At 48.8% G+C, this 21,454-nt stretch carries 21 protein-coding genes; 8 read left to right on the top strand and 13 right to left on the bottom strand.

What is annotated here, in order from left to right; all coding sequences use genetic code 11:
- Positions 1-54: 54 nt before the first annotated feature.
- From OXB_RS06675 to OXB_RS06635, 9 genes are all read right to left on the bottom strand, one after another.
- Positions 55-582 carry a hemerythrin domain-containing protein gene (locus OXB_RS06675; RefSeq protein WP_041072900.1) on the bottom strand — a complete coding sequence of 176 codons (528 nt, stop codon included), beginning with the start codon at positions 580-582 and terminating at the stop codon, positions 55-57.
- A 13-nt stretch (positions 583-595) separates the two neighbouring features.
- Positions 596-1,243 carry a response regulator gene (locus tag OXB_RS06670; RefSeq protein WP_041072897.1) on the bottom strand — a complete coding sequence of 216 codons (648 nt, stop codon included), beginning with the start codon at positions 1,241-1,243 and terminating at the stop codon, positions 596-598.
- Positions 1,221-2,303: a sensor histidine kinase gene (locus OXB_RS06665; RefSeq protein ID WP_041072895.1), complete on the bottom strand. Its 1,083-nt coding sequence runs from the start codon at positions 2,301-2,303 to the stop codon at positions 1,221-1,223. Before OXB_RS06665 ends, OXB_RS06670 begins: the two co-directional genes overlap by 23 nt.
- Entirely contained in the window at positions 2,303-2,767 is a 465-nt protein-coding gene (locus OXB_RS06660; RefSeq protein ID WP_041076380.1) for a GAF domain-containing protein, read from the bottom strand. The genes OXB_RS06665 and OXB_RS06660 overlap by 1 nt, the downstream gene beginning before the upstream one ends.
- 44 nt (positions 2,768-2,811) lie before the next feature.
- Positions 2,812-3,492 (bottom strand): respiratory nitrate reductase subunit gamma, encoded by a 681-nt coding sequence (narI, locus tag OXB_RS06655; RefSeq protein WP_041072893.1) that lies wholly within the window; start codon positions 3,490-3,492, stop codon positions 2,812-2,814.
- Positions 3,485-4,054 (bottom strand): nitrate reductase molybdenum cofactor assembly chaperone, encoded by a 570-nt coding sequence (narJ, locus tag OXB_RS06650; RefSeq protein ID WP_041072890.1) that lies wholly within the window; start codon positions 4,052-4,054, stop codon positions 3,485-3,487. Before narJ ends, narI begins: the two co-directional genes overlap by 8 nt.
- Positions 4,047-5,651: a nitrate reductase subunit beta gene (gene narH / locus OXB_RS06645; protein ID WP_041072888.1), complete on the bottom strand. Its 1,605-nt coding sequence runs from the start codon at positions 5,649-5,651 to the stop codon at positions 4,047-4,049. The genes narJ and narH overlap by 8 nt, the downstream gene beginning before the upstream one ends.
- The gene (locus OXB_RS06640) at positions 5,641-9,318 is read right to left on the bottom strand and encodes a nitrate reductase subunit alpha (protein WP_041072886.1); all 3,678 of its coding nucleotides are present in this window, start codon (positions 9,316-9,318) and stop codon (positions 5,641-5,643) included. The genes narH and OXB_RS06640 overlap by 11 nt, the downstream gene beginning before the upstream one ends.
- A 202-nt stretch (positions 9,319-9,520) precedes the next feature.
- Positions 9,521-9,718, bottom strand: a complete 198-nt coding sequence (locus tag OXB_RS06635; RefSeq protein WP_041072884.1) for a hypothetical protein — start codon at positions 9,716-9,718, stop codon at positions 9,521-9,523.
- Between the two features lie 220 nt (positions 9,719-9,938).
- Here OXB_RS06635 and OXB_RS06630 point away from each other — a divergent pair, with 220 nt between their 5' ends.
- Positions 9,939-10,172 carry a hypothetical protein gene (locus OXB_RS06630; protein ID WP_041072883.1) on the top strand — a complete coding sequence of 78 codons (234 nt, stop codon included), beginning with the start codon at positions 9,939-9,941 and terminating at the stop codon, positions 10,170-10,172.
- Positions 10,173-10,211: 39 nt separating this feature from the next.
- Positions 10,212-10,793, top strand: coding sequence for a uracil-DNA glycosylase (locus OXB_RS06625; protein WP_144399745.1), 582 nt, complete (start codon positions 10,212-10,214; stop codon positions 10,791-10,793).
- Positions 10,794-11,017: 224 nt separating this feature from the next.
- Here OXB_RS06625 and OXB_RS06615 read toward each other — a convergent pair whose 3' ends face one another.
- The 4 genes from OXB_RS06615 to OXB_RS06600 form a co-directional block, all read right to left on the bottom strand.
- Positions 11,018-12,967: an ABC transporter permease gene (locus tag OXB_RS06615; protein WP_231860369.1), complete on the bottom strand. Its 1,950-nt coding sequence runs from the start codon at positions 12,965-12,967 to the stop codon at positions 11,018-11,020.
- Positions 12,945-13,721 carry an ABC transporter ATP-binding protein gene (locus tag OXB_RS06610; protein ID WP_041072879.1) on the bottom strand — a complete coding sequence of 259 codons (777 nt, stop codon included), beginning with the start codon at positions 13,719-13,721 and terminating at the stop codon, positions 12,945-12,947. The genes OXB_RS06615 and OXB_RS06610 overlap by 23 nt, the downstream gene beginning before the upstream one ends.
- Before the next feature lie 102 nt (positions 13,722-13,823).
- The gene (locus OXB_RS06605; RefSeq protein ID WP_231860368.1) at positions 13,824-14,861 is read right to left on the bottom strand and encodes a sensor histidine kinase; all 1,038 of its coding nucleotides are present in this window, start codon (positions 14,859-14,861) and stop codon (positions 13,824-13,826) included.
- The gene (locus OXB_RS06600) at positions 14,858-15,535 is read right to left on the bottom strand and encodes a response regulator transcription factor (protein WP_041076375.1); all 678 of its coding nucleotides are present in this window, start codon (positions 15,533-15,535) and stop codon (positions 14,858-14,860) included. Before OXB_RS06600 ends, OXB_RS06605 begins: the two co-directional genes overlap by 4 nt.
- A 267-nt stretch (positions 15,536-15,802) precedes the next feature.
- Between OXB_RS06600 and OXB_RS06595 the strand changes: the two genes are divergently transcribed.
- The 6 genes from OXB_RS06595 (at position 15,803) to OXB_RS06570 (ending at position 21,397) form a co-directional block, all read left to right on the top strand.
- Positions 15,803-16,933, top strand: a complete 1,131-nt coding sequence (locus OXB_RS06595; RefSeq protein ID WP_041072878.1) for a betaine/proline/choline family ABC transporter ATP-binding protein — start codon at positions 15,803-15,805, stop codon at positions 16,931-16,933.
- The gene (locus tag OXB_RS06590; protein WP_041072877.1) at positions 16,930-17,583 is read left to right on the top strand and encodes an ABC transporter permease; all 654 of its coding nucleotides are present in this window, start codon (positions 16,930-16,932) and stop codon (positions 17,581-17,583) included. Before OXB_RS06595 ends, OXB_RS06590 begins: the two co-directional genes overlap by 4 nt.
- Positions 17,583-18,476, top strand: coding sequence for a glycine betaine ABC transporter substrate-binding protein (locus OXB_RS06585; RefSeq protein WP_231860367.1), 894 nt, complete (start codon positions 17,583-17,585; stop codon positions 18,474-18,476). Before OXB_RS06590 ends, OXB_RS06585 begins: the two co-directional genes overlap by 1 nt.
- Before the next feature lie 137 nt (positions 18,477-18,613).
- Positions 18,614-19,633: a LytTR family transcriptional regulator DNA-binding domain-containing protein gene (locus OXB_RS06580; RefSeq protein ID WP_041072873.1), complete on the top strand. Its 1,020-nt coding sequence runs from the start codon at positions 18,614-18,616 to the stop codon at positions 19,631-19,633.
- A 211-nt stretch (positions 19,634-19,844) separates the two neighbouring features.
- The gene (locus OXB_RS06575; RefSeq protein WP_041072871.1) at positions 19,845-20,693 is read left to right on the top strand and encodes an ABC transporter ATP-binding protein; all 849 of its coding nucleotides are present in this window, start codon (positions 19,845-19,847) and stop codon (positions 20,691-20,693) included.
- Positions 20,690-21,397 (top strand): ABC transporter permease, encoded by a 708-nt coding sequence (locus OXB_RS06570; RefSeq protein ID WP_041072869.1) that lies wholly within the window; start codon positions 20,690-20,692, stop codon positions 21,395-21,397. Before OXB_RS06575 ends, OXB_RS06570 begins: the two co-directional genes overlap by 4 nt.
- Positions 21,398-21,454 lie beyond the last annotated feature (57 nt).

Here is a 21,454-nt window from a genome sequence, read left to right as displayed (position 1 = left end):
CATTCGATTCATTGCTTCTTTGATTTCCCCTTCCTGAACTGGAAGAAACATGAATCATACGAGAGGGGTATATAATTCCTTGAAGAGCTGTTCCTGCTCCTCCTTGCGCAACACTCTATTCACCATGGGATAAAGGATGGATTCCTCTTTGATAAAATGAATGGTGATCACTTCGAAAGCCTCTCCCGCATCCCGGACCACTTCTTTCATCTCCGCGAGGGATAATTGCGTCAAGTCACCAAGCGTATGATGGAGAAAATGGCCGATATACGCATCGATCTCCCCGTGTTCTTCTTCCGTGGCCGCTACCGGACCTTGCTCGTCTCCCACATAGCGGGCCAACATCGGAAACAGGAATTCCTCTTCCTTATCAGTATGGTTTTTGAACGGCTCGATGAATTCCACAATCTGTTTTCGCAATGTTCCGAGCGCTTCCCTTGCCTCTTCCTCCGTATAGATATCCCGTTCGAATCCGAGGACAATCGAATGCCAGCCGTCCATGAGATACAAGAGGTATCGATGTTCATTCTCCAGAACGCGCAAGGCAGGCAGGTCGAACTTGAATTTTTGATTTGACACCATTGGAAAACCTCCTTCAGAAGTTCAGCAACTTCTTTTTCAAGGCATACTCGACGAGTTCCGGCCTTCCTTTCAACTGCAATTTCTCCATGATTTTCGCCTTATGTGCTTCTACCGTTTTGACGGAGATGAATAACTTTTCCGCAATCTCCTTATTTCCATACCCTCTCGCGACTAGGGGCAGAATTTCAATCTCCCGCTTCGACAAAATCCGATACGGATCGGTTTCGACGCCATCCATGTCCTTTTCAAGAAATTCCCGGACGAGCGGGCTCTCCATCGTCGGTTGGATATAGATTCCACCCGCATGCACCGTACGAATGGCCGCCAACAGTTCCTCATCGGGCGAATTTTTTAGCACATAACCGGAAGCACCGTTCTTCAGGACATGGAATAAGTATTCTTCATCATCGTACATCGTCAAAATGAGGATTTTCGTATCCGGAAACTCTTCCTTGATCCTCCCCGTGGCGATCAGTCCGCTCTGCCCAGGCGGCATGCTCAGATCCATCAATAAGACATCCGGCCGATGCAAGGCGACTTGATCATAAGCTTCCAGTCCATCCGCCGCTGTCGCGACCACCTCCATATCTTCCTGGAAGTTCAAGATGTGCATGAAGCCGCTGCGAACGACGGCGTGATCATCCGCTATGATGATTTTCATTCGTAGTTCCCCCTTTGGCTAACGGGACTTCCAATTGGACGACCGTCCCTTTCCCCGATTCGGAGAGAATCGTCAATTGTCCATTGACGAGCTCGGCCCTTTCTTTCATTCCATACAGCCCGAGCCCGGTCCCTTTGACGTCCGGATGATCCACATGAAAGCCGACCCCTTCATCGATGACATGGAGGATCAAAATCCCTTCTTTTTCAAATAAACGGACGGCCACGTTATCGGTTTCCGCATATTTCAACGCATTGAAGATCGCTTCTTGGCATATCCGGTAGACGACCGTTTCGATTTCCCCTTCGTACCGTTTCGAGTCCAATTCGGCCGTGAAATGCACGACAAGGCCGTAGTTCTTCTCCAGCCATTTGAAGTGGGTGCGGAAGGCCGCCTCCAGACCGAGATCATCCAGCGTGGCAGGTCGAAGCTCCACAGAGAGATGCCGGATATCATCCAGTAACCGCATTAATTCGATTTCCGTTTCCTTGACCTTGGCCAGCGCTTCCCCTTCGATGTTCATATACTTCAACAAGCGGATATCCACCAGCGTGCTGAGCATCTCTTGGGCGACGCTGTCATGAAGCTCCCGGGAGATCCGCTTCCGTTCATCCTCCTGCGCTTCAATGATCCGTTTCACCATGATTTTCTGATTCAACGACTCCTGCGTCTTGAACTGCTTCGTCAAGTCCCGGAGCATCAGTACCCGGAGTCCGTTCTCTTCATCAACCGTCTGGAAACTCGCAGTATAGGGCACAACGCCTTTTCCCCGAGTCTCCAAATACACTTGGAAAGAGCTAATATTCTCTTCCGGATTCGATAGATAACAACCTTCGCAAGTGCGGAGCTCCTGACTGCTCGTATACCCTTTGCACGTCAGGCAAATGGCGTTCCGGTTGCCCATGATCATCTGATGGACAACTTCCGGCTCCACGATTGACCGGGCCGTTTCATTCAACGCAATGACCTGCCCTTCCCGATTAAAAAAGAAGATGGCTTCCGATGCATTGTCGTACATTTTCAACAGCAAATCCGTCAATTGAAAATCTTCCATGCGCATCAAAGCTTCACCATCTCCATATTGTAATAAGGGCCGAAACGTGGGCCGATCGCATCCTTGAATTCCTTGAACTGCTGCGGAGTCAGCCGACGATTTTCCCGATAGGCCACTAACAGGGCTCCTTGCACACGGTTATTTTTATAAAGCGGAATTGCGCCGTAACTACTCAGTTTCTCCGCTACGACAATCGGATAATTGAACAGTTCGTCCGCCGAAAAACCTTGCGCCACATCTTCCACGAGAGTCGGTTTCCCGGTCTTGATGACATTCCCGGCAACCCCTTTTCCCGATTGCAGAACAATCCGCTTATAACGGTCACTCAGATTTCCCGACACATGCGTCCATTTATGCTCAAAACGTTGGTCGGCCGCTTGGATGAGCGCCAACCCGATGAAATCAAATTTGAACCTATCACGCAGCGATTCTATTTCCTGCTGGTAATCAAAATCCTGCTGTCCATTCATCTCAATTTCTCCCATCCGGGCGAGGCAGGCGCCTCTATCCCGACTTAATTTGGACTGTTCTTTCTATAAAGGATATAGCTTCTACCTACATAATTCAAAGGAACACTCCATACGTGGACGAGCCTTGTAAAAGGCCACATGGCGAATATTAAAAAGCCTGTCAAGATATGCAATTTGAAAGCGAGCGGCACGACAGACATATACGCCACCTCCGGGCGGAAGATGAGCAAAGATCGGAACCAGACCGATATCGAATCCCGATAATCAAAGCCCGGATTCAAATTATTGGTCACAAGAGAGCTGTACACCCCGATGAAAACGATGAAAAGAAGCAGCGTGTTGACGATCATGTCGGAAGCGGACGACAATTGCCGTACACTTTTATTCGTGAGTCGCCTCGACGTCAAAATGATCATCCCGACCAATGTCACCACTCCGAAAAATCCACCGCCCCAGACAGCCCCCATATGGTACATATGATCGCTGATGCCGAGTGCCCGGGTCCACGTCTTCGGGATGCCCAAGCCGGCAACATGACCGAGGATGACCGGAATGATTCCAAGATGAAACAGAAGGCTCCCGACCATCAATTGCTTTTTCTCGATAAACTCACTCGATTTGGCCGTCCATCCGAATTGGTCATTTCGGTAACGGAAAATATGGCCGACGATGAATACTGCCATACAGACATAAGGGAAAATGACCCACAGAAATTGTTCACTCATTTGCAGACGCCTCCTGTCGAATACAGGTTTTAAACGTTTCTCTCATTCCTTTGATCAGATAAAAGTACGGACTCTCAAATTTCTCGAGTGCCTTCATCAGATGGAAGGAACCGTCCTCAATGACAGCAAGCAGCAAAGAGAAGCTTTGTGGAGCTCTTGGGTCGCCCCTCCATTCCGCCGCATAGATGAATTCGCACATAAGGGGGAGAAAGTCGGATAATTCGCCATCCGGCATATCCAAACCGAACATTTCATAAAGCACCTTCAGTTTGGCCAGCATCTGCCCCCGCTCTTTCGAATCCCCGTACTTGATGTACGTCATGAATAATGTGGTCTCTTTCTGGAAATCGAATGTGGAGGTATACATCTCCTGTATTTCATCCATGCTATATTCATGCATAAGGCGCCAATAGGTCACAATATCCTCATAGGCCGGGTCGGAAGGGTCAAAGGACCCCTCCAGAACCTTTGGATGAAAGGTGGTTTTCTCGGGATACGTCAACTGGTTGGCGAAGAATCCGGCCGCTTGTTTCACTTCGTACAATCGGTTGAGATCAATCACGCCAAATCCCCCCGTAGAAGTTCTCTTCATAGATTTCCTTCCCTGTCTTCGCCGGGTTGACGGGACCGCAGCCGTCACAGTTGCCATCCGACCCCATAATGGAGTAGCTGAATTGGCTATGATTCTGGGTTCCCATGCTGTAATCGCCCATCCCGTCAAATCCGGCGGAACCTTGGGAGCGGTATGCATTCATATGCCCTTCCTTATGGGAAGTCGGGATGACGAAACGCTCTTCGTACTTGCCGATCGCCAATAAACGATACATCTGTTTCGTCTGATGGGCAGTCAGTCCGACCCGCTCCAATCTCGATTCATCAAACTCTTTGCCCGAGGAAATGGCCCGCATATAGGAGCGCATCATCGCCATCCGCTGTAATCCGCCTTTCACTGTCGCCGCATCTCCTGCCGTCAGCATATTTGCAAGGTATTGGATTGGAATCCGCATTTCTTCGATAGCCGGGAAGATCGCATCCGGATTGTTGATGGAGTCTTTCCCTTCAAAATAGTTCATGATCGGGCTAAGCGGCGGAATGTACCAGACCATCGGGAGTGTCCGGTATTCCGGATGGAGCGGGAATGCCAGGCGATACTCGATGGCCAGCTTGTAGACCGGCGAGTTCTGGGCTGCCTCGATCCATTCTTCCGTAATACCGTCCCTTCTCGCCTGTTCGATCACTTCCGGATCATAAGGATCCAGGAAGAGATCACATTGCGCTTCGTACAAGTCGGTCGGTTCCGGAGTGGACGCCGCTTCCAATACTCGATCCGCGTCATAGAGCAATACGCCGAGGTAACGGATCCGGCCGGTGCATGTTTCGGAGCAGACTGTCGGCAATCCGGATTCGATGCGCGGAAAGCAAAACGTACATTTTTCGGCTTTATTCGTCTTCCAATTAAAATATACTTTTTTATAAGGGCAGCCGGTCGTGCAATAACGCCAGCCCCGGCAAGCTTCTTGGTCGACAAGGACGATGCCGTCTTCGTCGCGCTTATAGATGGCACCCGCCGGGCAGGAAGCGACGCAGCTTGGATTCAAGCAATGTTCACATAGCCTCGGCAAATACATCATGAAGGCTTGTTCGAAATTGAATTTGATTTCCTCTTCAATTTTTTCGATATTCGGATCGGTTGGTCCCGTAATATGCGCTCCGGCCAGCTGATCTTCCCAGTTCGGACCCCATTCCGGATCCATATATTCTCCGGACACGATCGACTTGGCACGGGCGACGGGCGTATGTTCACTGTCGCCGGCCATCGTCAATTTTTCATAATCGTACGTCCACGGTTCATAAAAATCCTTCATCTCCGGCATATCCGGATTATAGAAGATTTTCCCGAGGGCGATTTTGGATAGTTTGGAGCCCGACTTCAACTCCAATTTCCCCTTCTTGTTGATCTGCCAGCCGCCTTTGTACACTTCCTGGTCTTCCCATCGTTTCGGATAGCCGATCCCCGGCTTCGTCTCCACGTTGTTGAACCACATATACTCCGCGCCTTCACGGTTCGTCCATGTCGTTTTGCACGTCACACTACAAGTATGGCATCCGATACATTTGTCCAGATTCATAACCATTGCAACTTGCGCTTTAATTTTCAAGCCAGTTGACCTCCTTCATCTTACGGACCGCCACGTACTCATCACGTTGGTTCCCGATCGGTCCATAATAATTGAATCCGTAGCTCAGTTGTGCGTATCCGCCGACCATTTGTGTCGGTTTCATGTGGATGCGGGTAGGCGCATTATGGCTGCCCCCGCGCTGCTCCGTAATCTCTGATCCAGGTACTTGGATATGTTTATCCTGGGCGTGGTACATGAACATCGTCCCTTTCGGCATCCGGTGGCTGACGACTGCCCGAGCCGTCACGACGCCGTTCCGGTTATACACTTCCAGCCATTGGTTGTCGTCGATGCCATGCTCCTTCGCATCCAGATCCGATATCCAAACAGTCGGCCCTCCCCGGAACAATGTGAGCATATGCTGATTGTCCTGATACGTCGAATGGATATTCCACTTTCCGTGCGGCGTCAAATAACGGAGTACCAAGGAATCCTGCCCGCCTACAATTTGCTTGTCACGCGGTCCGAATACCATCGGCGGCAAAGTCGGTTTATAGACCGGCAGCGCTTCTCCGAAATCCAAGAACAATTCATGATCGATATAAAAATGCTGCCTGCCTGTCAATGTCCGGAATGGCACGAGACGCTCAATATTCGTTGTGAACGGCGAGTAGCGTCGGCCAAGTTTGTTCGATCCACTGAAGACCGGCGTCGGAATGACTTCCCTCGGCTGTGCCGTGATGGCGGCGAATGTGAACCGCTCCGCTGCCCGGTCGGCCGAAATGTCCTTCAATTCGACCCCCGTCATCTCTTCAGCCGCTTCGAACGCTCGTTGGGAAACCCGGCCGTTCGTGGCGGATGAAAGCGTCAAGATCGCCTCTGCCGCTTGCTTCGCGGTATTTAACTTCGGAAGACCGTTTTTGATCGATTCATCAAAATAAACGCCATTGATGCTCTTCAGCATTTCATATTCTTCGGCGACTGGGAAGCTGACGCCATGCGCCCCGACTTTTCCTGTCGACAGCAACGGTCCTAGGGTAATATATTTGTCATACACTTTTGTGTAGTCCCTTTCGACAATCGTCATTCCCGGCATCGTCTTTCCCGGGATTGCTTCGACTTCGCCCTTCTTCCAATCTTTCACTTCCCCGTATGGCTGTGCGATTTCCTGCACGGAATCATGGGCAAGCGGTGTTGTGACCAAATCCTTGTAGACCCCGGGCAAATGCTCTTTCGCCATTTCGGAAAACGTTTGGGCGATCGTCCGATAGATGTCCCAGTCGGATCGCGACTCCCAGAGCGGATCGACCGCTGGATTGAACGGATTGACAAATGGGTGCATATCCGTGGAGGACAGATCCACCTTTTCATACCAGGTGGCGGCCGGTAATACGATATCGGCATACATCGGCGTAGCCGTCATACGGAAATCAAGGGCAACAAGAAGGTCGAGCTTCCCTTCCACATCTTCGCGCCATACCATTTCATCCGGTTTCATATCATCATTCGGCGTAGCGAGCAGCCCGTCCGATGCCCCGAAAAGATGCTTCATGAAATATTCCTGTCCTTTAGCGGAACTCGAGACGAGATTCGAGCGCCAGACGAACATCGTGCGCGGGAAGTTTTCAGGTGCGCCCGGATCTTCGCAGGCAAATTTAACTTCTCCTGATTTCAGCCTTTCAACCGTATGCCGGACAATCTCCTCCGTCGTCGCAGCACCGGATTTCGCCGCTTCCTCCGCAAACAACAGGCTGTTTTTATTGAACTGCGGATAGGAAGGGAGCCAGCCGAGTCTTGCAGCCAGGACATTATAATCAGCCGGATGATCATACTTCGCTTTGCCGCCCGTCGGTGACAGAAGCGGTTGGATTCCTGCTTCTTCGTATTTCCATTGTTCCGTCGCGAAATAGAAGAAAGACGTAGCATTCTGCAGCCGCGGCGGTGCTTGCCAATCCCGTGCGAAGGCGATTGAACTCCAGCCTTCGATCGGACGACATTTCTCCTGCCCGACGTAATGAGCCCATCCTCCGCCGTTCACCCCTTGGGATGCGGTGAGCACGACAAGGTTGAGGATCGACCGGTAAATCGTGTCACTGTTGAACCAGTGATTGATGCCGGCTCCCATGATGATCATCGAGCGTCCACCCGTATCGATTGAGTTTTGTGCGAACTCATATGCAATCTGCGTGACCAATTCCGGTTTGACACCCGTTATTTTCTGTTGCCAAGCCGGCGTGTAGAAAGAGTCCGGGTCGTCATAGCCCTTCGCTTCCAAGTCACTGCCGATCCGTCGGATGCCGTATTGGCTTAGCATCAGATCATAAACGGTCGTCACCCATTTTTCCGTCCCGTCTTTCATGGCGACCTTCTTGGCGGGTATCGGTCTTCTGAACGTGCCATTGGACGTATTATCGAAATATGGGAAGACGATTTCCTTCCATTCCGCCCCATGGTCGACAAGCGATAAGGCAGGTTCGACGCGGGATCCATCCTCGTTCTCCAGAATCAGATTCCATTTCACTTCGTTTTCCCATCGTTGTCCCATCGTGCCATTCGGAACGATGATTTCATTCGCCGCCTCATCGAGGATGACAGGTTTCCATTCTCCGTTTTCCGCTTGGCTGCCGAGGTCGCTCGCGCGCAAGAACCGTCCCGCCTTGAATGCCCCTTTCTCAAAGTCGTCCAACATGAGAAGGAATGGCATATCCGTATACTGCTTTGCATAATTCAGGAACATCGGCTCTTGCCGTTTCTCATAAAATTCATCCAAAATGACATGTGTCATCGCTTGGGCGACGGCCGCATCCGTGCCGGGTTCAGCACCGATCCAGTCGTCGGCATGGACGACACTTTCCGCGTAATCCGGTGCGACAGAAACGACTTTCGTCCCTTTATAGCGCACTTCTGTCATGAAGTGGGCATCCGGTGTCCGAGTCAGCGGAACGTTCGATCCCCACATGATCAAATAGCCCGCATTGAACCAGTCGCTCGATTCCGGAACATCCGTCTGCTCTCCCCAAATCTGCGGGGAAGCCGGCGGCAGGTCTGCGTACCAATCGTAAAAACTGAGCATTTCTCCGCCAAGCAATGAAAGGAACCGGGCTCCGGAAGCGTAACTGACCATGGACATGGCCGGGATCGGCGTGAAGCCTGCAATCCGGTCCGGTCCATACTTCTGGATCGTGTATATGAGCTGCGCGGAAATCAGGACGGTCGCATCCCGCCAATCGACACGGATATGCCCCCCTTTCCCACGCGCTTTCTTGTATTCAGCTGTCTTTTCGGGATCCTCTACGATGCTTGCCCAAGCTTTCACCGGATCTTTATGTTCCGTGACCGCTTCGGTCCACATACGCCAGAGCTTCCCTCGTATGTACGGGTATTTCACACGCAACGGGCTATACTCATACCAAGAAAACGAAGCACCACGTGGACAGCCGCGCGGTTCGAATTCCGGCATGTCGGGACCGCATGAAGGATAGTCAATCTGCTGGTTCTCCCATGTAATGATCCCGTTCTTCACAAAAACCTTCCAACTGCAGGATCCGGTACAGTTCACCCCATGTGTCGTACGGACCACCTTGTCGTGAGACCAACGCTGCCGATACATGTTTTCCCAATCCCGGCTTTTTTCCTCAAGAACGGACCAGTTGCCGGAGTATCGTTCAATGGGTTTAAAATAATTTAAACCGAATTTCGTTTTCATATGATACGACACGCTCCTTTTTTTTCATTATCCCGGATTAACCATGAGAATGAATAAACAAACTCTTCCTTCCCTATACCCTCTATTCTAGAGAATATTCACAAATCTTCCCATTAGGGAAAGCCCTATTTCTATTAGGATATTTTTACCAAAAAAGTAAAAACTCTGCATCGTCATTCGACGATGCAGAGCTGATTTCCACTTAGCGGTTGTTGTTGCGATTCCGCTCATTGTTGCGGTTGTTATTATTGTTGTTACGCTGTGGGATTTCACCTAGGAAATCCTGACCAAATTCCAAGTTGTCCAGTTCCCGATTCCGGTCTTGATTCCGGTCTTGATTATTGTTGTTATTACGGTTTTGACGTTCTTGACGTTGACGATCTTGGTTGTTGTCCCTCATTTGAACACTCTCCATTTTTTTATTGTTAAGCGCATTTATAAATCCGCTTACAACTTCTATAGTGTCCCTTTTTTAAAAAATCACACCCTTTTTTTTGCCAAAGAAAGTCAAAATGAACTGAAGCGGGGAATGCCATGAAACAACTGACAATCGAAAACCTGTCTATTTTTTATAGTGTGTGAAATAATTTTACGGAATGAGCAATTTAGGAGGAGATCATATGAATGTAGGACAGCAAAAATTTCAATCCTTTATTTTGGAAAGAGTGCAAGGAGATAAAGTCGGAGAAGCGGAGCACTTGCTCGAGGAAAGTTTTCAAAAGCAAGCGGACCGCACTTTCGACCAAGCCTACTTAACGAGTTTCATGCCTCGTTTGAAAGCACTTCTGAAGCCGGAGCATGTGGAAGAAGTGGACCGCATTTTGCAGGAGTACGGTTCGAATTTTGTCCGATAATGTAAAAAGTCGGTTTTCAACACAAGGAGCGTGAGAATGTTGAATTCGTTTTGCCCGGAAATTTGGCCCGAAGATAAGACTCCTCCTTCCGAAAAAAATTGTAAGGAATGCGGGCTCTATGAACAAGGAACCCGCATGGTTTGGGGAGAAGGAAATCCCAAAGCTCCTATAATGATCGTCCTCGATAATCCAGGCGCGCGGGAAGATCGCGAAGGGACGCCGATGGTCTGCGGGACGCGACAAACATTGCAGCAGGCCGCTTTTGAGGCAGGCTTATCGAAGGGTTCCCTTTATGTCACGTATGTGCTGAAACGAAAGCCGATTCGCGCCTATGACAAAGAAACGGTGCGGCATATTTGCATCCGCCATTTGGTAAGGCAGTTGGAAGAGCAGCAACCCGAACTCGTCCTTTGTCTAGGGAATGTTGCTGTACAGTCATTTTTCCAAAACCCCGAAGCGGAGGTCAAACAATTACGAGGCAGCTGGCATGATGTCCGGGGCTATCGGACCGCCGTCGCCTATCATCCGCTGGCCGCCAGACGCCGGCCGAATTTGTATCCATTGTTGGCAGAGGATTTGAAGTTCGTGGCGGCTGAGCTGAACCGTAAGAGGAACGAATGAGCAGCAGACAAGAAGGGGCTGTCCGAAAAGTCCAGGCACAGAGTTGGATACTAGCAAAAAGCAAGGGCGCCGGGAGACTCCTGCGGGAAAGCCGGCCGACGAGACCCCGCACGGCTGTAAGCCGGGGGAGGCTCGTCGGCTGGCCCGCGGAAAGCGACCAGAGCCCTTGCTTTTTGCGTGTTTAACCGGAAAATCCACTTTCTGGACAGCCCCTTCCAAATTAATCACAATGCACCCTTCACCGTCTTGCGGTAATACCCGACCGTCAGCAATGCGAAAATCATATAGATGAGCATATACAATCCCATTGCGATGGCAGCCGGAAAGGTGATATCCGACATGAACAGGAAGGATGCCGCCTTGATGGCAAACACCGAGTGCAGCAAGCCGATCAGCAGCGGCAACCCGAAAACAAATGCCTGCTTGCGGATGATTCCGTGCATGATTTCCTGGACGGTAAATCCTAATTGGCGCAACGTTGCGTAGCTTTTCCTCTCTTGCTCCGCCTCCGTCATTTGTTTGAAGTACAAGATGCTGCCTGTCGATATCAAGAACACGAGTCCCAAAAACCCAGCGATGAAAATGAGCAAACCATTCGACTCAATCGCATTTTTATACATTGTGTAGTAATCGACGCCGCGGGACCATGTGCCTTCTTGTCTCTTTTGGTTGCGAATTGCTGATGCTTCCACGAGTTGCTCTTTATCCACAATGTTGAAAACTTGAACCTCGCGCACTTCACTCTCTGTAGGCATTGTTCTTTTGTACGTATCAAAATCCGTTTCATTTACTACGAATTGGTATCCAAAACTGTTGTTCACCACGTTCCCTTCTCCATACTTCTCAACAGTAAATGTACGATCACCTTCAACACTTGTTACATACACTTCGAACGGGAAACGGATATCTTTTGCAATCGGTCTTGTCTCGGCACTATGGAAAAAGATCATCCCTTCTTCCGGCGTTTCTACTGGGAGGCCCGCTTGCTGCAGCTGCTTCGCATTGACAAAGTTGGCATAAATCTTTTCCATCGGACCCCAAAAATCAGGGAATACCCCTTTTTCAAAACGGCCTGCGACACTTAGCAACTCAATTTTCGCAGTCGTATACTCGATCCCTTGTGCTTTCAAGCCAGCTTCAAAATCTTCCACTGAGACATCTTCCGCGTCAGACCACGAGGAGGATCCTCCCTCGAACATGAAATCGAACGGCATAGTATACCGCGTCTCTTTTTCCGTTGAATAAAAGAGGGAGTACGCACCCGCGAGCATGGCCAGCGTCATCGCGGACAGCACCGTAATGATCGTTAATGAGTTTGCGTTTCCTCTCATCCGATGCATGAGTGACGCAACCGACAGACTGTCATACAACCCGAGATGCCCCTGTTTATGCGCCCGGATCTGATGGAACAACCAACCGATCGCAATGCGGAATATAAGGTACGTCCCCAGAATTGTTGTCGCGAGGACGGCCAACATGTTGAAGAACAGCATTTCATTCAACATGCGTCCCGACAGCCAGTAACCGAAAATGACGAGTCCAACCCCGATCAAGGCCAATGCGGCGGAGCGAATTGTCTTCGGCTCTTTCGGATGCTCTCCCTTCTTCTCTGCATTGAATAATCCAAGCAGCGAATTTCGGTATACCGCAGAAAGCATTTGAACGGACGTCAGAACGGTGATCGCCAGGAAGACGACGGCCGTCTGGATGACCGCGGTGACCGAAAACGTCAATTCAATAAAACCGTCGAATCCGACCAACTTCATCAACAACAATAAAAATAGACGTGACACCAAAATACCGGCACCAATCCCGATGGCCAAAGCCCCTGCACTCAGGAGCGTATTTTCGATGATCAAAAGACGTACGACAGAACCTTTGGTAAGACCGATCAATTGGTACAGCCCGATTTCCCGGCTTCTTCTTTTTAAAAAGATAGCATTCGCATAGACGACGAAAATTCCAGCGATGACTAGCAATAAAATGCCGGCCACTTTGAAACTTGTGCCCATTTTGCCGCCGGATTGCGCAACGACCGCCGGATCATGCTGCAGTGTCGCAAACACGAAATATAGCGATACGCTGAAAATCAGCGCAAAAAAGTACAAATAGTAATGCTTGATATTTTTCCGCATGCTGCGGATGACGAGATCAAAGAGCGTCAATGCTGTCACCCCCGAGCACGCCTTGCACCTTCAAGATTTCCTGGAAGAAGGCCTGTCTCGTCTGATCGCCCCGGTATAATTCGGAATAGATCATCCCGTCTTTCAAAAAGACGACCCGGCTGCAATAGCTGGATGCAACGGGGTCATGCGTTACCATCATGATTGTGACGCCGCGTTTTTTATTGACATCTTCCAGTGTACCTAAAAGCGACGATGCCGATTTCGAATCAAGTGCGCCCGTCGGTTCATCCGCAAAGACCATGGACGGCTTATTAATAAGCGCGCGTGCCGCAGATGTCCGTTGCTTCTGGCCGCCTGATATTTCATGCGGGTATTTATTCGCTAACTCGGTAATGCCTAAAATCTCAGCAATCGATTTGAATTCATCTTCCGCCACCCGCTTTTTCATTTTGCCGAGCGACACCGGCAATAGGATATTTTCTTTCACTGTCAGTGTATCGAGCAAATTATAGTCTTGGAAAATGAAACCTAATTTATCGCGGCGGAATGCGGAGAGTTCCCGATCTTTCATCTTCGAAATATCAGAATCTCCGATAAGTATCGATCCTTCCGTTGTGCGGTCAATCGTCGCAAGGACGTTCAATAAGGTGGTCTTCCCAGCCCCGGAAGGTCCCATAATACCAACAAATTCGCCTTCCATCACGCGCAGATCGATCCCTTTTAAAACGGGTTGCACATTCCCCCGCGTCCCGAACGACTTACGGACATTTTGTGCATGTAACACAGTATTGGTTGACTCCATAATTTTTTGCCTCCCTGTTTGCTATGTCTTCATATTACCGTGCCGATCTATTCCGGTCGTTTGATTCGAATGACAAATAGGGTATGCAATGTGACATTGTTGTCACGTTCGTGTAGCATCGAAGTCGTTTTCGTTCGGGAATGTCAGATGCACAGCGGTTCCTCTATTCAGTTCGAATTGCGCGGTCATTGAAATGTTGATTTTTTCCGCCACCTGCCGAGCCAGATACAAACCGAGTCCAGTCGCCGCATTATGAAGTCTTCCCGCGCCGCCTGTAAATCCTTTGTCGAAAATGCGTGGAAGATCACGAGCAGGAATGCCGGGGCCTTCATCTTGCACGGTCAATCTGACATATCCGTCTGATGCTGTTTTCGCTGACAGGAAAATCGTGCCGCCGACAGGACTGTATTTCACCGCATTCGTCAACACTTGCCGGATGATGAACCGGCACCACTTTCTATCGGTGACTACGACAGTGTCCTCCCCGTCAAAATCGACCGCAATATTTTTCTCAATGCACCAGGACCGCAGTTCCCGAACTTCGGGATTGAGCAGCTCCCGGATTTCGACTTTCTCCAACAGATAATCCGCACTCAATGTCGGCATGCGGGCTATATATAGCTGACGATCGATGAGCAGATGCACACGCAGCCACTCCGCTTCGATTTTTCGGATGGCCGGGTCTTGGCGATGGGCATCAATCGCCATTTTCATCGCCGTCAACGGCGCTTTCACTTCATGCACCCAAGCGGCGGTATAATCACTTTCCATAATGGTCGCCGCCTGAATCTCAGCTAGTTTCCGATTGGTCTCCTCCGCTACATCCTGCAGCAATTCATTGATCTTGTCTTCATGAACGAATTGTGGATCCGGCAAAGCCGTTTGCCAATCTGCGAGAGGTCCCTCCAGCAGAGCCCCTAGTTCTCTCGTGAATTTTGTTTCTTTTATATACCGCCATAGAAAGAACACGATAAAGGCGCTGATTAGCAGGATATTCAAATATAAAATGGAACCCAGCTTCACCGCCAGCCCTTTGTCAATCCAAATTAAAATATCAGTAAATGCAAGCGAACCAACGAAAAAGAGAATCCAACTTTTCCGATCATTGAGGTATCCACCGAACATTTCCATCCTTTTCATAAGGTGACCGCCATATAACCCATCCCTTTTTTCGTCACGATGGCATCCCCCAACCCGATATCCGCAAGCTTCTGGCGCAATCGCGTAATGTTCACCGTCAATGTATTGTCATTCACAAATCGCTCATCATCCCACAGCTTGCGAATCAGTTCATCCCGCGAGATGATTTCATCTTTGGATTCCACCAATATGCTCAAAATGAAAAATTCATTTTTCGTTAATTCAATTTCCTTGCCTTCTATCCGGATTATACCTTTTTTCAAATCAATGACCGCGCCGTTCCATTCCAATAAATCCGTCGCCTCTTCCCCGTACGCATACGTCCTTCGAAGAACCGCTTGAATTTTCGCAAGCATGACATCAGTGTGGAATGGTTTCTGGATATAATCATCCGCCCCCATATTCATCGCCATGACCATGTCCATCGGATGATCCCGGGAAGAGAGGAAAATGATCGGCACTTTCGATACGGCCCGTATTTCCCGACACCAATGGAAACCGTCATACGCCGGAAGCTGGATATCCAAAATGACGAGATGCGGTTCATTTTCAACGAAAGCCCCCATGACATCCTGGAAATTAACCGGCCCCGACACTCGGAAAGCCCATTGTTCCAAACGCTCCTTTAAGGATTGAAAAATCGCCGTGTCATCCTCCACAATAAAAATATTCATAGTCATCTCCCGCGCACATCCTTTCCTAATCGATTGTACTGGAAATAGATACCTTCGGACAATGGGAGTGCATTTTTACCACCCCAAAATAGTCAGCCTTTACAGACTTCCCTGAAATTCTGAATTGTTTATGGTATACTCTTGGAGTAAGACATTTTGCAACTGGTACTTCGGTTGCCCCCATGTCTTATTTTTTATTTTCTTCCAGTTATTTTTTCATTTAACATTCGAAGAAAAAAACTTTGTAAAAAACTATAGGAGGTACACATGCTTAAATTTGAAAATGTTAGTAAAACGTTCGAAGACGGATTCCAAGCTGTAAAATCCGTAAGCTTCGACATACCGGAAGGTGAATTTCTAGTCCTGATCGGGCCCAGCGGTTCCGGGAAGTCCACGACGATGAAAATGATCAACCGGATGGAACCTCACAGCAGCGGTATGATTTCCATCAACGGAAAGGATACCAATTCTTATAATGCAGCCGAGCTGCGCCGAAGTATCGGATATGTCATCCAACAGATCGGGTTATTCCCCCACTACACTATTGAAAAGAATATTGCGACCGTGCCCCAATTGAATGGTTGGGACATTCAAAAGATCAAACCTCGGGTGCGCGAACTGCTGGAATTGGTCGGTCTCGATCCAGATCTCTACGCAACCCGCTATCCGAAAGAATTATCGGGGGGGCAGCAGCAACGGGTCGGTATTGCGCGGGCACTGGCAGCAGATCCTGACATCATACTAATGGATGAACCGTTCAGCGCGCTGGATCCATTGACACGGGATCAATTACAAGGCGAACTGATTTCCCTTCACAAAAAATTAAATAAAACCATCGTGTTTGTCACACATGACATGGATGAAGCCTTAAAAATGGGCGATCGCATCGCTATTATGAAAGACGGTACATTACTTCAGTTGGACACTCCAGAGAAATTACTTCATGAACCGGCCCACGGTTTTGTTGAGGAATTCATCGGAAAACACCGGATCATCCAAAATCCGGAATTGATGCCAGTCACGGATATCATGTCGGAATCGGTCATCACATCTCTTCCTCATCGTTCTCCTGAAAAAGCACTTTCTTTAATCCGACAACGCAAAATCACCAACCTGATCGTGGTGGATGAGGGCCATCACTTGCTAGGAATCGTCTCTGCATACGATCTTATCAAGAAATTGGACAGCATAAAGAAAATCGATGAAATCATGTTACCAGCACAACCCGCCCTGCCATCCACCGCAACGGCCAAAGATGCCATCGTACTGATGGAAGAAACGACATTCGGCATGATTCCGGTAGTGGATGAAGCATCTAAATTGGTTGGCCTTGTAACGCGCGGTTCCCTCTTATCCGCCATGTCGAGCCAGTGGACGGAAGCGGAGGTAGCACAATGAATAACCTTTCCATATGGGACCAACTCCTAGAACAATCACAGATGCGATGGAAAGAAGTGCTTGAAGCTACTTCCGTCCATATCCAGCTCGTGTTCTTCTCCATGCTGATTGCCATTGTGCTTGGCGTATCCCTCGGCATCCTAATCACCCGCGTTCCGAAACTGACGACTTTTGTCCTTGGTGGGGCGGGTATTATGCAAACGATTCCAAGCCTGGCGCTATTAGGTTTCATGATTCCCATCTTCGGAATCGGCGTAAAAACCGCCATTGCCGCACTATTCCTTTATTCACTATTGCCAATTATCCGCAATACGTATGCGGGAATCAAAGACGTTGACCGAGCGACGACCGAAGCGGCAAAGGGCATGGGTATGACGAGTCGGCAAATCCTGTTTAAAGTAGAACTGCCACTCGCAATTCCCGTCATCATGGCCGGAATCCGGACAGCCGCTGTCATCAACGTCGGTACGGCAACACTCGCCGCGTTCATTGGGGCTGGCGGACTGGGAGACTTCATCTTCCTTGGCATCACACGCGGGATAGACGGCTTGATCCTCCTCGGTGCAATCCCAGCCGCACTATTAGCGATCCTACTGGAGACGTTCTTCGGTGGAGTGGAACGCTGGACGACGCCGAAAGGGTTGAGATGATGAAGAGGATTATACGGATGGGCATCCTGGTGGTACTCATTACAAGTATCCTGTCGGGTTGCATCCTCATTGAAAAAGACTCCCTGACGCTCGGTTCGCGAAACAATACGGAAAGCATCATCTTGTCCCATGTGATGGGGCAAATAATTGAAGACAAGACAGATATCAAAGTGATCTACAAGGAGAATCTGGGCGGCTCGAACGTCGTCTGGAATGCAATGATCAATGGGCATATCGACGTCATCCCGGATTATACGGGGACAATCGTCGTCAACTATTACCACGCGGATCCCGGTACTGCGGAGGAGACGCTTGAAACGACGAAGCGCCTCGTGGACGGGGACGGCATCATCGCCTTCAACACATTCGGCTTCAACAATACGTACACCCTCGCGCTCGATGAAGCCAAAGCCGAAGAGCTCGATGTCCATACATTCAGTGACTTCGCCGCCTATTCGGAGGATTTCACATTGGGGGCGGTCTTTGAATTCATCGACCGGCCGGATGGCTTGCCCGGTTTTCAGGAAGAGTACGGGCTGAAATTCAAGGATGTCAAAGGAATGGACCACGGCATCATGTACCGCTCCATCGGCGCTAAGGAAGTCGATGTCATCAACTCGTACACGACGGATGGACAGTTACAAGATTATGATTTGCGCGTCCTGGAAGATGATAAGTCATACTTCCCGCCTTATCATGCACTTCCCCTCGTACGGAAGGAAACGTTGAAGGATTACCCTGAAATTGAAGATGTCCTCAGACAGCTCGAAGGGATGATCGACGAAGAAGCGATGCAGAAAATGAATGCTAAAGTCGATAACGAAGGCATGATGGTCGAACGCGTCGCCCAAGAATTTCTCGAGGAATCCGGTCTGATTGGAAAAGCAAGCTAAATGCTTCAAATAAGACATCCCCTTTCGTAACGTGCGGAAGGGGTGTCTTCTATTTAAGACCCATAAAACTTCTCGTTGGCGCTCCTCGTTACCTGCTATAATACAACTACATAGATATGAGGAAATGAGGATCGGTTATGGTTCTACAATTCAAGGAAGCAGAAAAGCGGATTCATGACATGCTAGTTTTCCCGGCTTTCAATTTATCGGTTGAGGAAGGCCAAGTAATCGCGTTACATTCCAGCGTCAATGTGCGCGAGCAACTGATCGCCCTGCTTCTGGGCAACATGAAATTATCCCAAGGGGAAATTCGCATTAATGGCGGAAATCCAGGTAGAAATCAGGATATCGGCTTTTTATTTCTTCAGACAGGACTTTATGAACGGCTTACGATAGAGGAAACCCTTCAATTCACAAAGCGCCTCCACTCCTCAACAGAATCCATTCAAGCCATCTTGCAAGCTGTGCATCTGGAAGAGAAGCGGAAAGTGAAAATCAGACAACTATCCTACTCGGAAACGAAACGGGTCCAATTTGCTTGTCTGCTTGTGCAGAACCCGACCGTCTATCTATTGGAGGAACCCGATCAGAACCTTGATTTGGAATCAAAGAGAATTTATCTTTCCTTGTTGCAACAACTTAGACATTCGGGCAAAGCGGTTTTACTATTGACAGGCAATTTGGAGAGCGCAATTACAGCTGCCGACAAAGTGTTTAAATTGGACGACAGCGGCCTGCTCCCTGTCCAGATGGAAACCAATGGAGACTTAGAGGAATCGAGCGAAGCGGAAAAAGAAATTGAATTATCCCAGCCTGTCCGTTTTGAGAAGATTCCAACAAAGGTGAATGAAAAGATTGTCCTCTTCAACCCTCCGGAAATCGAGTATATCGAAAGTAATGATGGTCAATCTTACCTTCATATAAAAGGTGAGTCCTTCCCGAGTGTCTTTACTTTGGCGGAGTTGGAGGAACGATTATTGCCTTTCGGATTTTTCCGCTGTCATCGCTCCTATATTGTCAACTTGCAGAAAGTCCGGGAAGTGATCACGTGGACACGGAATAGTTATAGCCTTGTGTTGGAAGATGCCCAAAAATCGACAATTCCCCTGTCGAAATCCAAGATGGCCGAACTGAAAGAGATGCTTGGGATCAAATAATGGGGAAAATGCGATTATTTCCCCGGAAATAAATCGATTGATTTCAACAATAAGGACGAATTCCCGTAACATATTGCATCCACTGAACCCTCGATATACTCCACTTACCTTCTGAATGACTCTTTTCATCCAAGAAATAATGCCGACTCTATCTGTAGCTTGTAATCTAAGGATAGACATACAAACAGCAAACATTTCAGGAGGATGAAAAATGGAGCATATTATTGAGGTGAATGGCTTGGCAAAACTGTTTGCCAATCAGCTTGCAATCGAAAGTGTCGACTTCCAAGTGGAAAAAGGAGAAATTTTCGGCTTCCTTGGACCGAGTGGATCGGGCAAGACGACAACGATTAAAATATTGACCGGGCAGTTACATCCAACAAACGGTGAAGCGAAAGTGTTTGGAGTGCCTGTGGGTAATATGAAAAAACCGGAATACCGCAAACGGTTTGGCGTACTGACCGATAATAGCGGCTTGTACGGAAGGTTGTCAATTTATGACAATCTATCACTCTATTGCGATTTATACGGAGTACCTACTGCTCGGATCAGCGAAGTGCTGGACATTGTCAATTTAAATGAAGACAAGAAAAAGCGGGTATCGACCTTATCCAAAGGGATGACGCAACGGGTGACATTGGCACGCGCTTTGCTTCACGAGCCCGAGCTATTGTTTTTGGATGAACCGACGTCCGCCCTCGACCCAACCAACACGCTTCATATTTATGAAGGGCTGCGTGCGTTGAATGCCAGGGGGACGACCATCTTCCTCACGACACATGACATGCAGGAAGCGGAGACGCTTTGTAATCGGGTTGCTTTTTTAAACAAAGGAAAAATCCAATTACTGGATACTCCTGACAAATTGAAGAAACGGTACTCAGACTCCACCATTACCGTGGAATTGACAAATGATCAAAAAATCATACTGCCGGCAGGCACGGATGGTGCACAGCCACTGTTTGATCTGATGAAGACAAATCAGGTGGCAGCAATCCACTCCAACGAGCCGACGTTAGGTGATATTTTTGTAAAAGTGACAGGGAGGAAACTGGCATGACATTTTCTTGGAAACGGGTAAGCGCAATATTCATCAAAGATTATAAGGATTTTTCACGGAATATGGCGGTTTCGATCGTCATCTTCATGCCCTTGCTGCTCGCTGCCTTTTACGGTCGGATGGGCGTCCAATCAATTGATACCTTCTTCATGCTTTTTAACTTGAGTTTCACGATGGTAGCGACTTTCGTCCAATGCTGTTTGATCGCGGAAGAAAAGGAAAAGAACACTCTGCGAGGGCTCATGTTATCCCCTGCCAGTACGTTGGAAATCTTAAGCGGCAAAAGCTTGCTGTCCTTTCTATCTACCGCGTTGGTCATTGTATTCAGTGCATTTCTTGCAGAATATCACCCTGCCAACATCGGAATCATCGGGATTGCACTATTGCTCTCTTCCTTCTTTTATATTGGACTCGGAACTTTACTTGGCCTCTTTGCCAAATCGGTCATGGAAGCCTCCGTATACATTTTACCGGTGATGTTGCTTTTTTCATTCGGCTCCTCCATCACCTCTTTAGCGGACCGCTACCCTGTCTTAGAAGCGGCAAATTATTTGCCGAACATTCAATTGATTGAAATCGCAACAAAAGTGGAAGCCGGAGCTCAGTTCTCCGATGTTCTCCTTCCTTTAGGATGGATTTTACTTTGGGGAATCATCGTGTTTATAGCAACGTTTCTTCTTTATCGGAAACGAATGGTTGACTGAAAAAACGAATCTAAAACACGAAAAACCCGCCAACCGGAATGACGGCCGGATGGCGGG

The sequence above is a fragment of the Bacillus sp. OxB-1 genome, from assembly GCF_000829195.1.
Classification (GTDB): domain Bacteria; phylum Bacillota; class Bacilli; order Bacillales_A; family Planococcaceae; genus Sporosarcina.
The sequence above is the reverse complement of the archived record's forward strand: the minus strand, read 5'-3'. Positions and strand labels throughout refer to the sequence as shown.

What these genes read in the sequence shown, in the direction of transcription:
- OXB_RS06675 (WP_041072900.1), bottom strand. Translation starts at nt 582, where the DNA reads ATGGTGTCAAATCAAAAATTCAAGTTCGACCTGCCTGCCTTGCGCGTT.
- OXB_RS06670 (WP_041072897.1), bottom strand. Translation starts at nt 1,243, where the DNA reads ATGAAAATCATCATAGCGGATGATCACGCCGTCGTTCGCAGCGGCTTC.
- OXB_RS06665 (WP_041072895.1), bottom strand. Translation starts at nt 2,303, where the DNA reads ATGCGCATGGAAGATTTTCAATTGACGGATTTGCTGTTGAAAATGTAC.
- OXB_RS06660 (WP_041076380.1), bottom strand. Translation starts at nt 2,767, where the DNA reads ATGAATGGACAGCAGGATTTTGATTACCAGCAGGAAATAGAATCGCTG.
- narI (WP_041072893.1), bottom strand. Translation starts at nt 3,492, where the DNA reads ATGAGTGAACAATTTCTGTGGGTCATTTTCCCTTATGTCTGTATGGCA.
- OXB_RS06640 (WP_041072886.1), bottom strand. Translation starts at nt 9,318, where the DNA reads ATGAAAACGAAATTCGGTTTAAATTATTTTAAACCCATTGAACGATAC.
- OXB_RS06635 (WP_041072884.1), bottom strand. Translation starts at nt 9,718, where the DNA reads ATGAGGGACAACAACCAAGATCGTCAACGTCAAGAACGTCAAAACCGT.
- OXB_RS06630 (WP_041072883.1), top strand. Translation starts at nt 9,939, where the DNA reads ATGAATGTAGGACAGCAAAAATTTCAATCCTTTATTTTGGAAAGAGTG.
- OXB_RS06610 (WP_041072879.1), bottom strand. Translation starts at nt 13,721, where the DNA reads ATGGAGTCAACCAATACTGTGTTACATGCACAAAATGTCCGTAAGTCG.
- OXB_RS06605 (WP_231860368.1), bottom strand. Translation starts at nt 14,861, where the DNA reads ATGAAAAGGATGGAAATGTTCGGTGGATACCTCAATGATCGGAAAAGT.
- OXB_RS06600 (WP_041076375.1), bottom strand. Translation starts at nt 15,535, where the DNA reads ATGAATATTTTTATTGTGGAGGATGACACGGCGATTTTTCAATCCTTA.
- OXB_RS06595 (WP_041072878.1), top strand. Translation starts at nt 15,803, where the DNA reads ATGCTTAAATTTGAAAATGTTAGTAAAACGTTCGAAGACGGATTCCAA.
- OXB_RS06590 (WP_041072877.1), top strand. Translation starts at nt 16,930, where the DNA reads ATGAATAACCTTTCCATATGGGACCAACTCCTAGAACAATCACAGATG.
- OXB_RS06585 (WP_231860367.1), top strand. Translation starts at nt 17,583, where the DNA reads ATGAAGAGGATTATACGGATGGGCATCCTGGTGGTACTCATTACAAGT.
- OXB_RS06580 (WP_041072873.1), top strand. Translation starts at nt 18,614, where the DNA reads ATGGTTCTACAATTCAAGGAAGCAGAAAAGCGGATTCATGACATGCTA.
- OXB_RS06575 (WP_041072871.1), top strand. Translation starts at nt 19,845, where the DNA reads ATGGAGCATATTATTGAGGTGAATGGCTTGGCAAAACTGTTTGCCAAT.
- OXB_RS06570 (WP_041072869.1), top strand. Translation starts at nt 20,690, where the DNA reads ATGACATTTTCTTGGAAACGGGTAAGCGCAATATTCATCAAAGATTAT.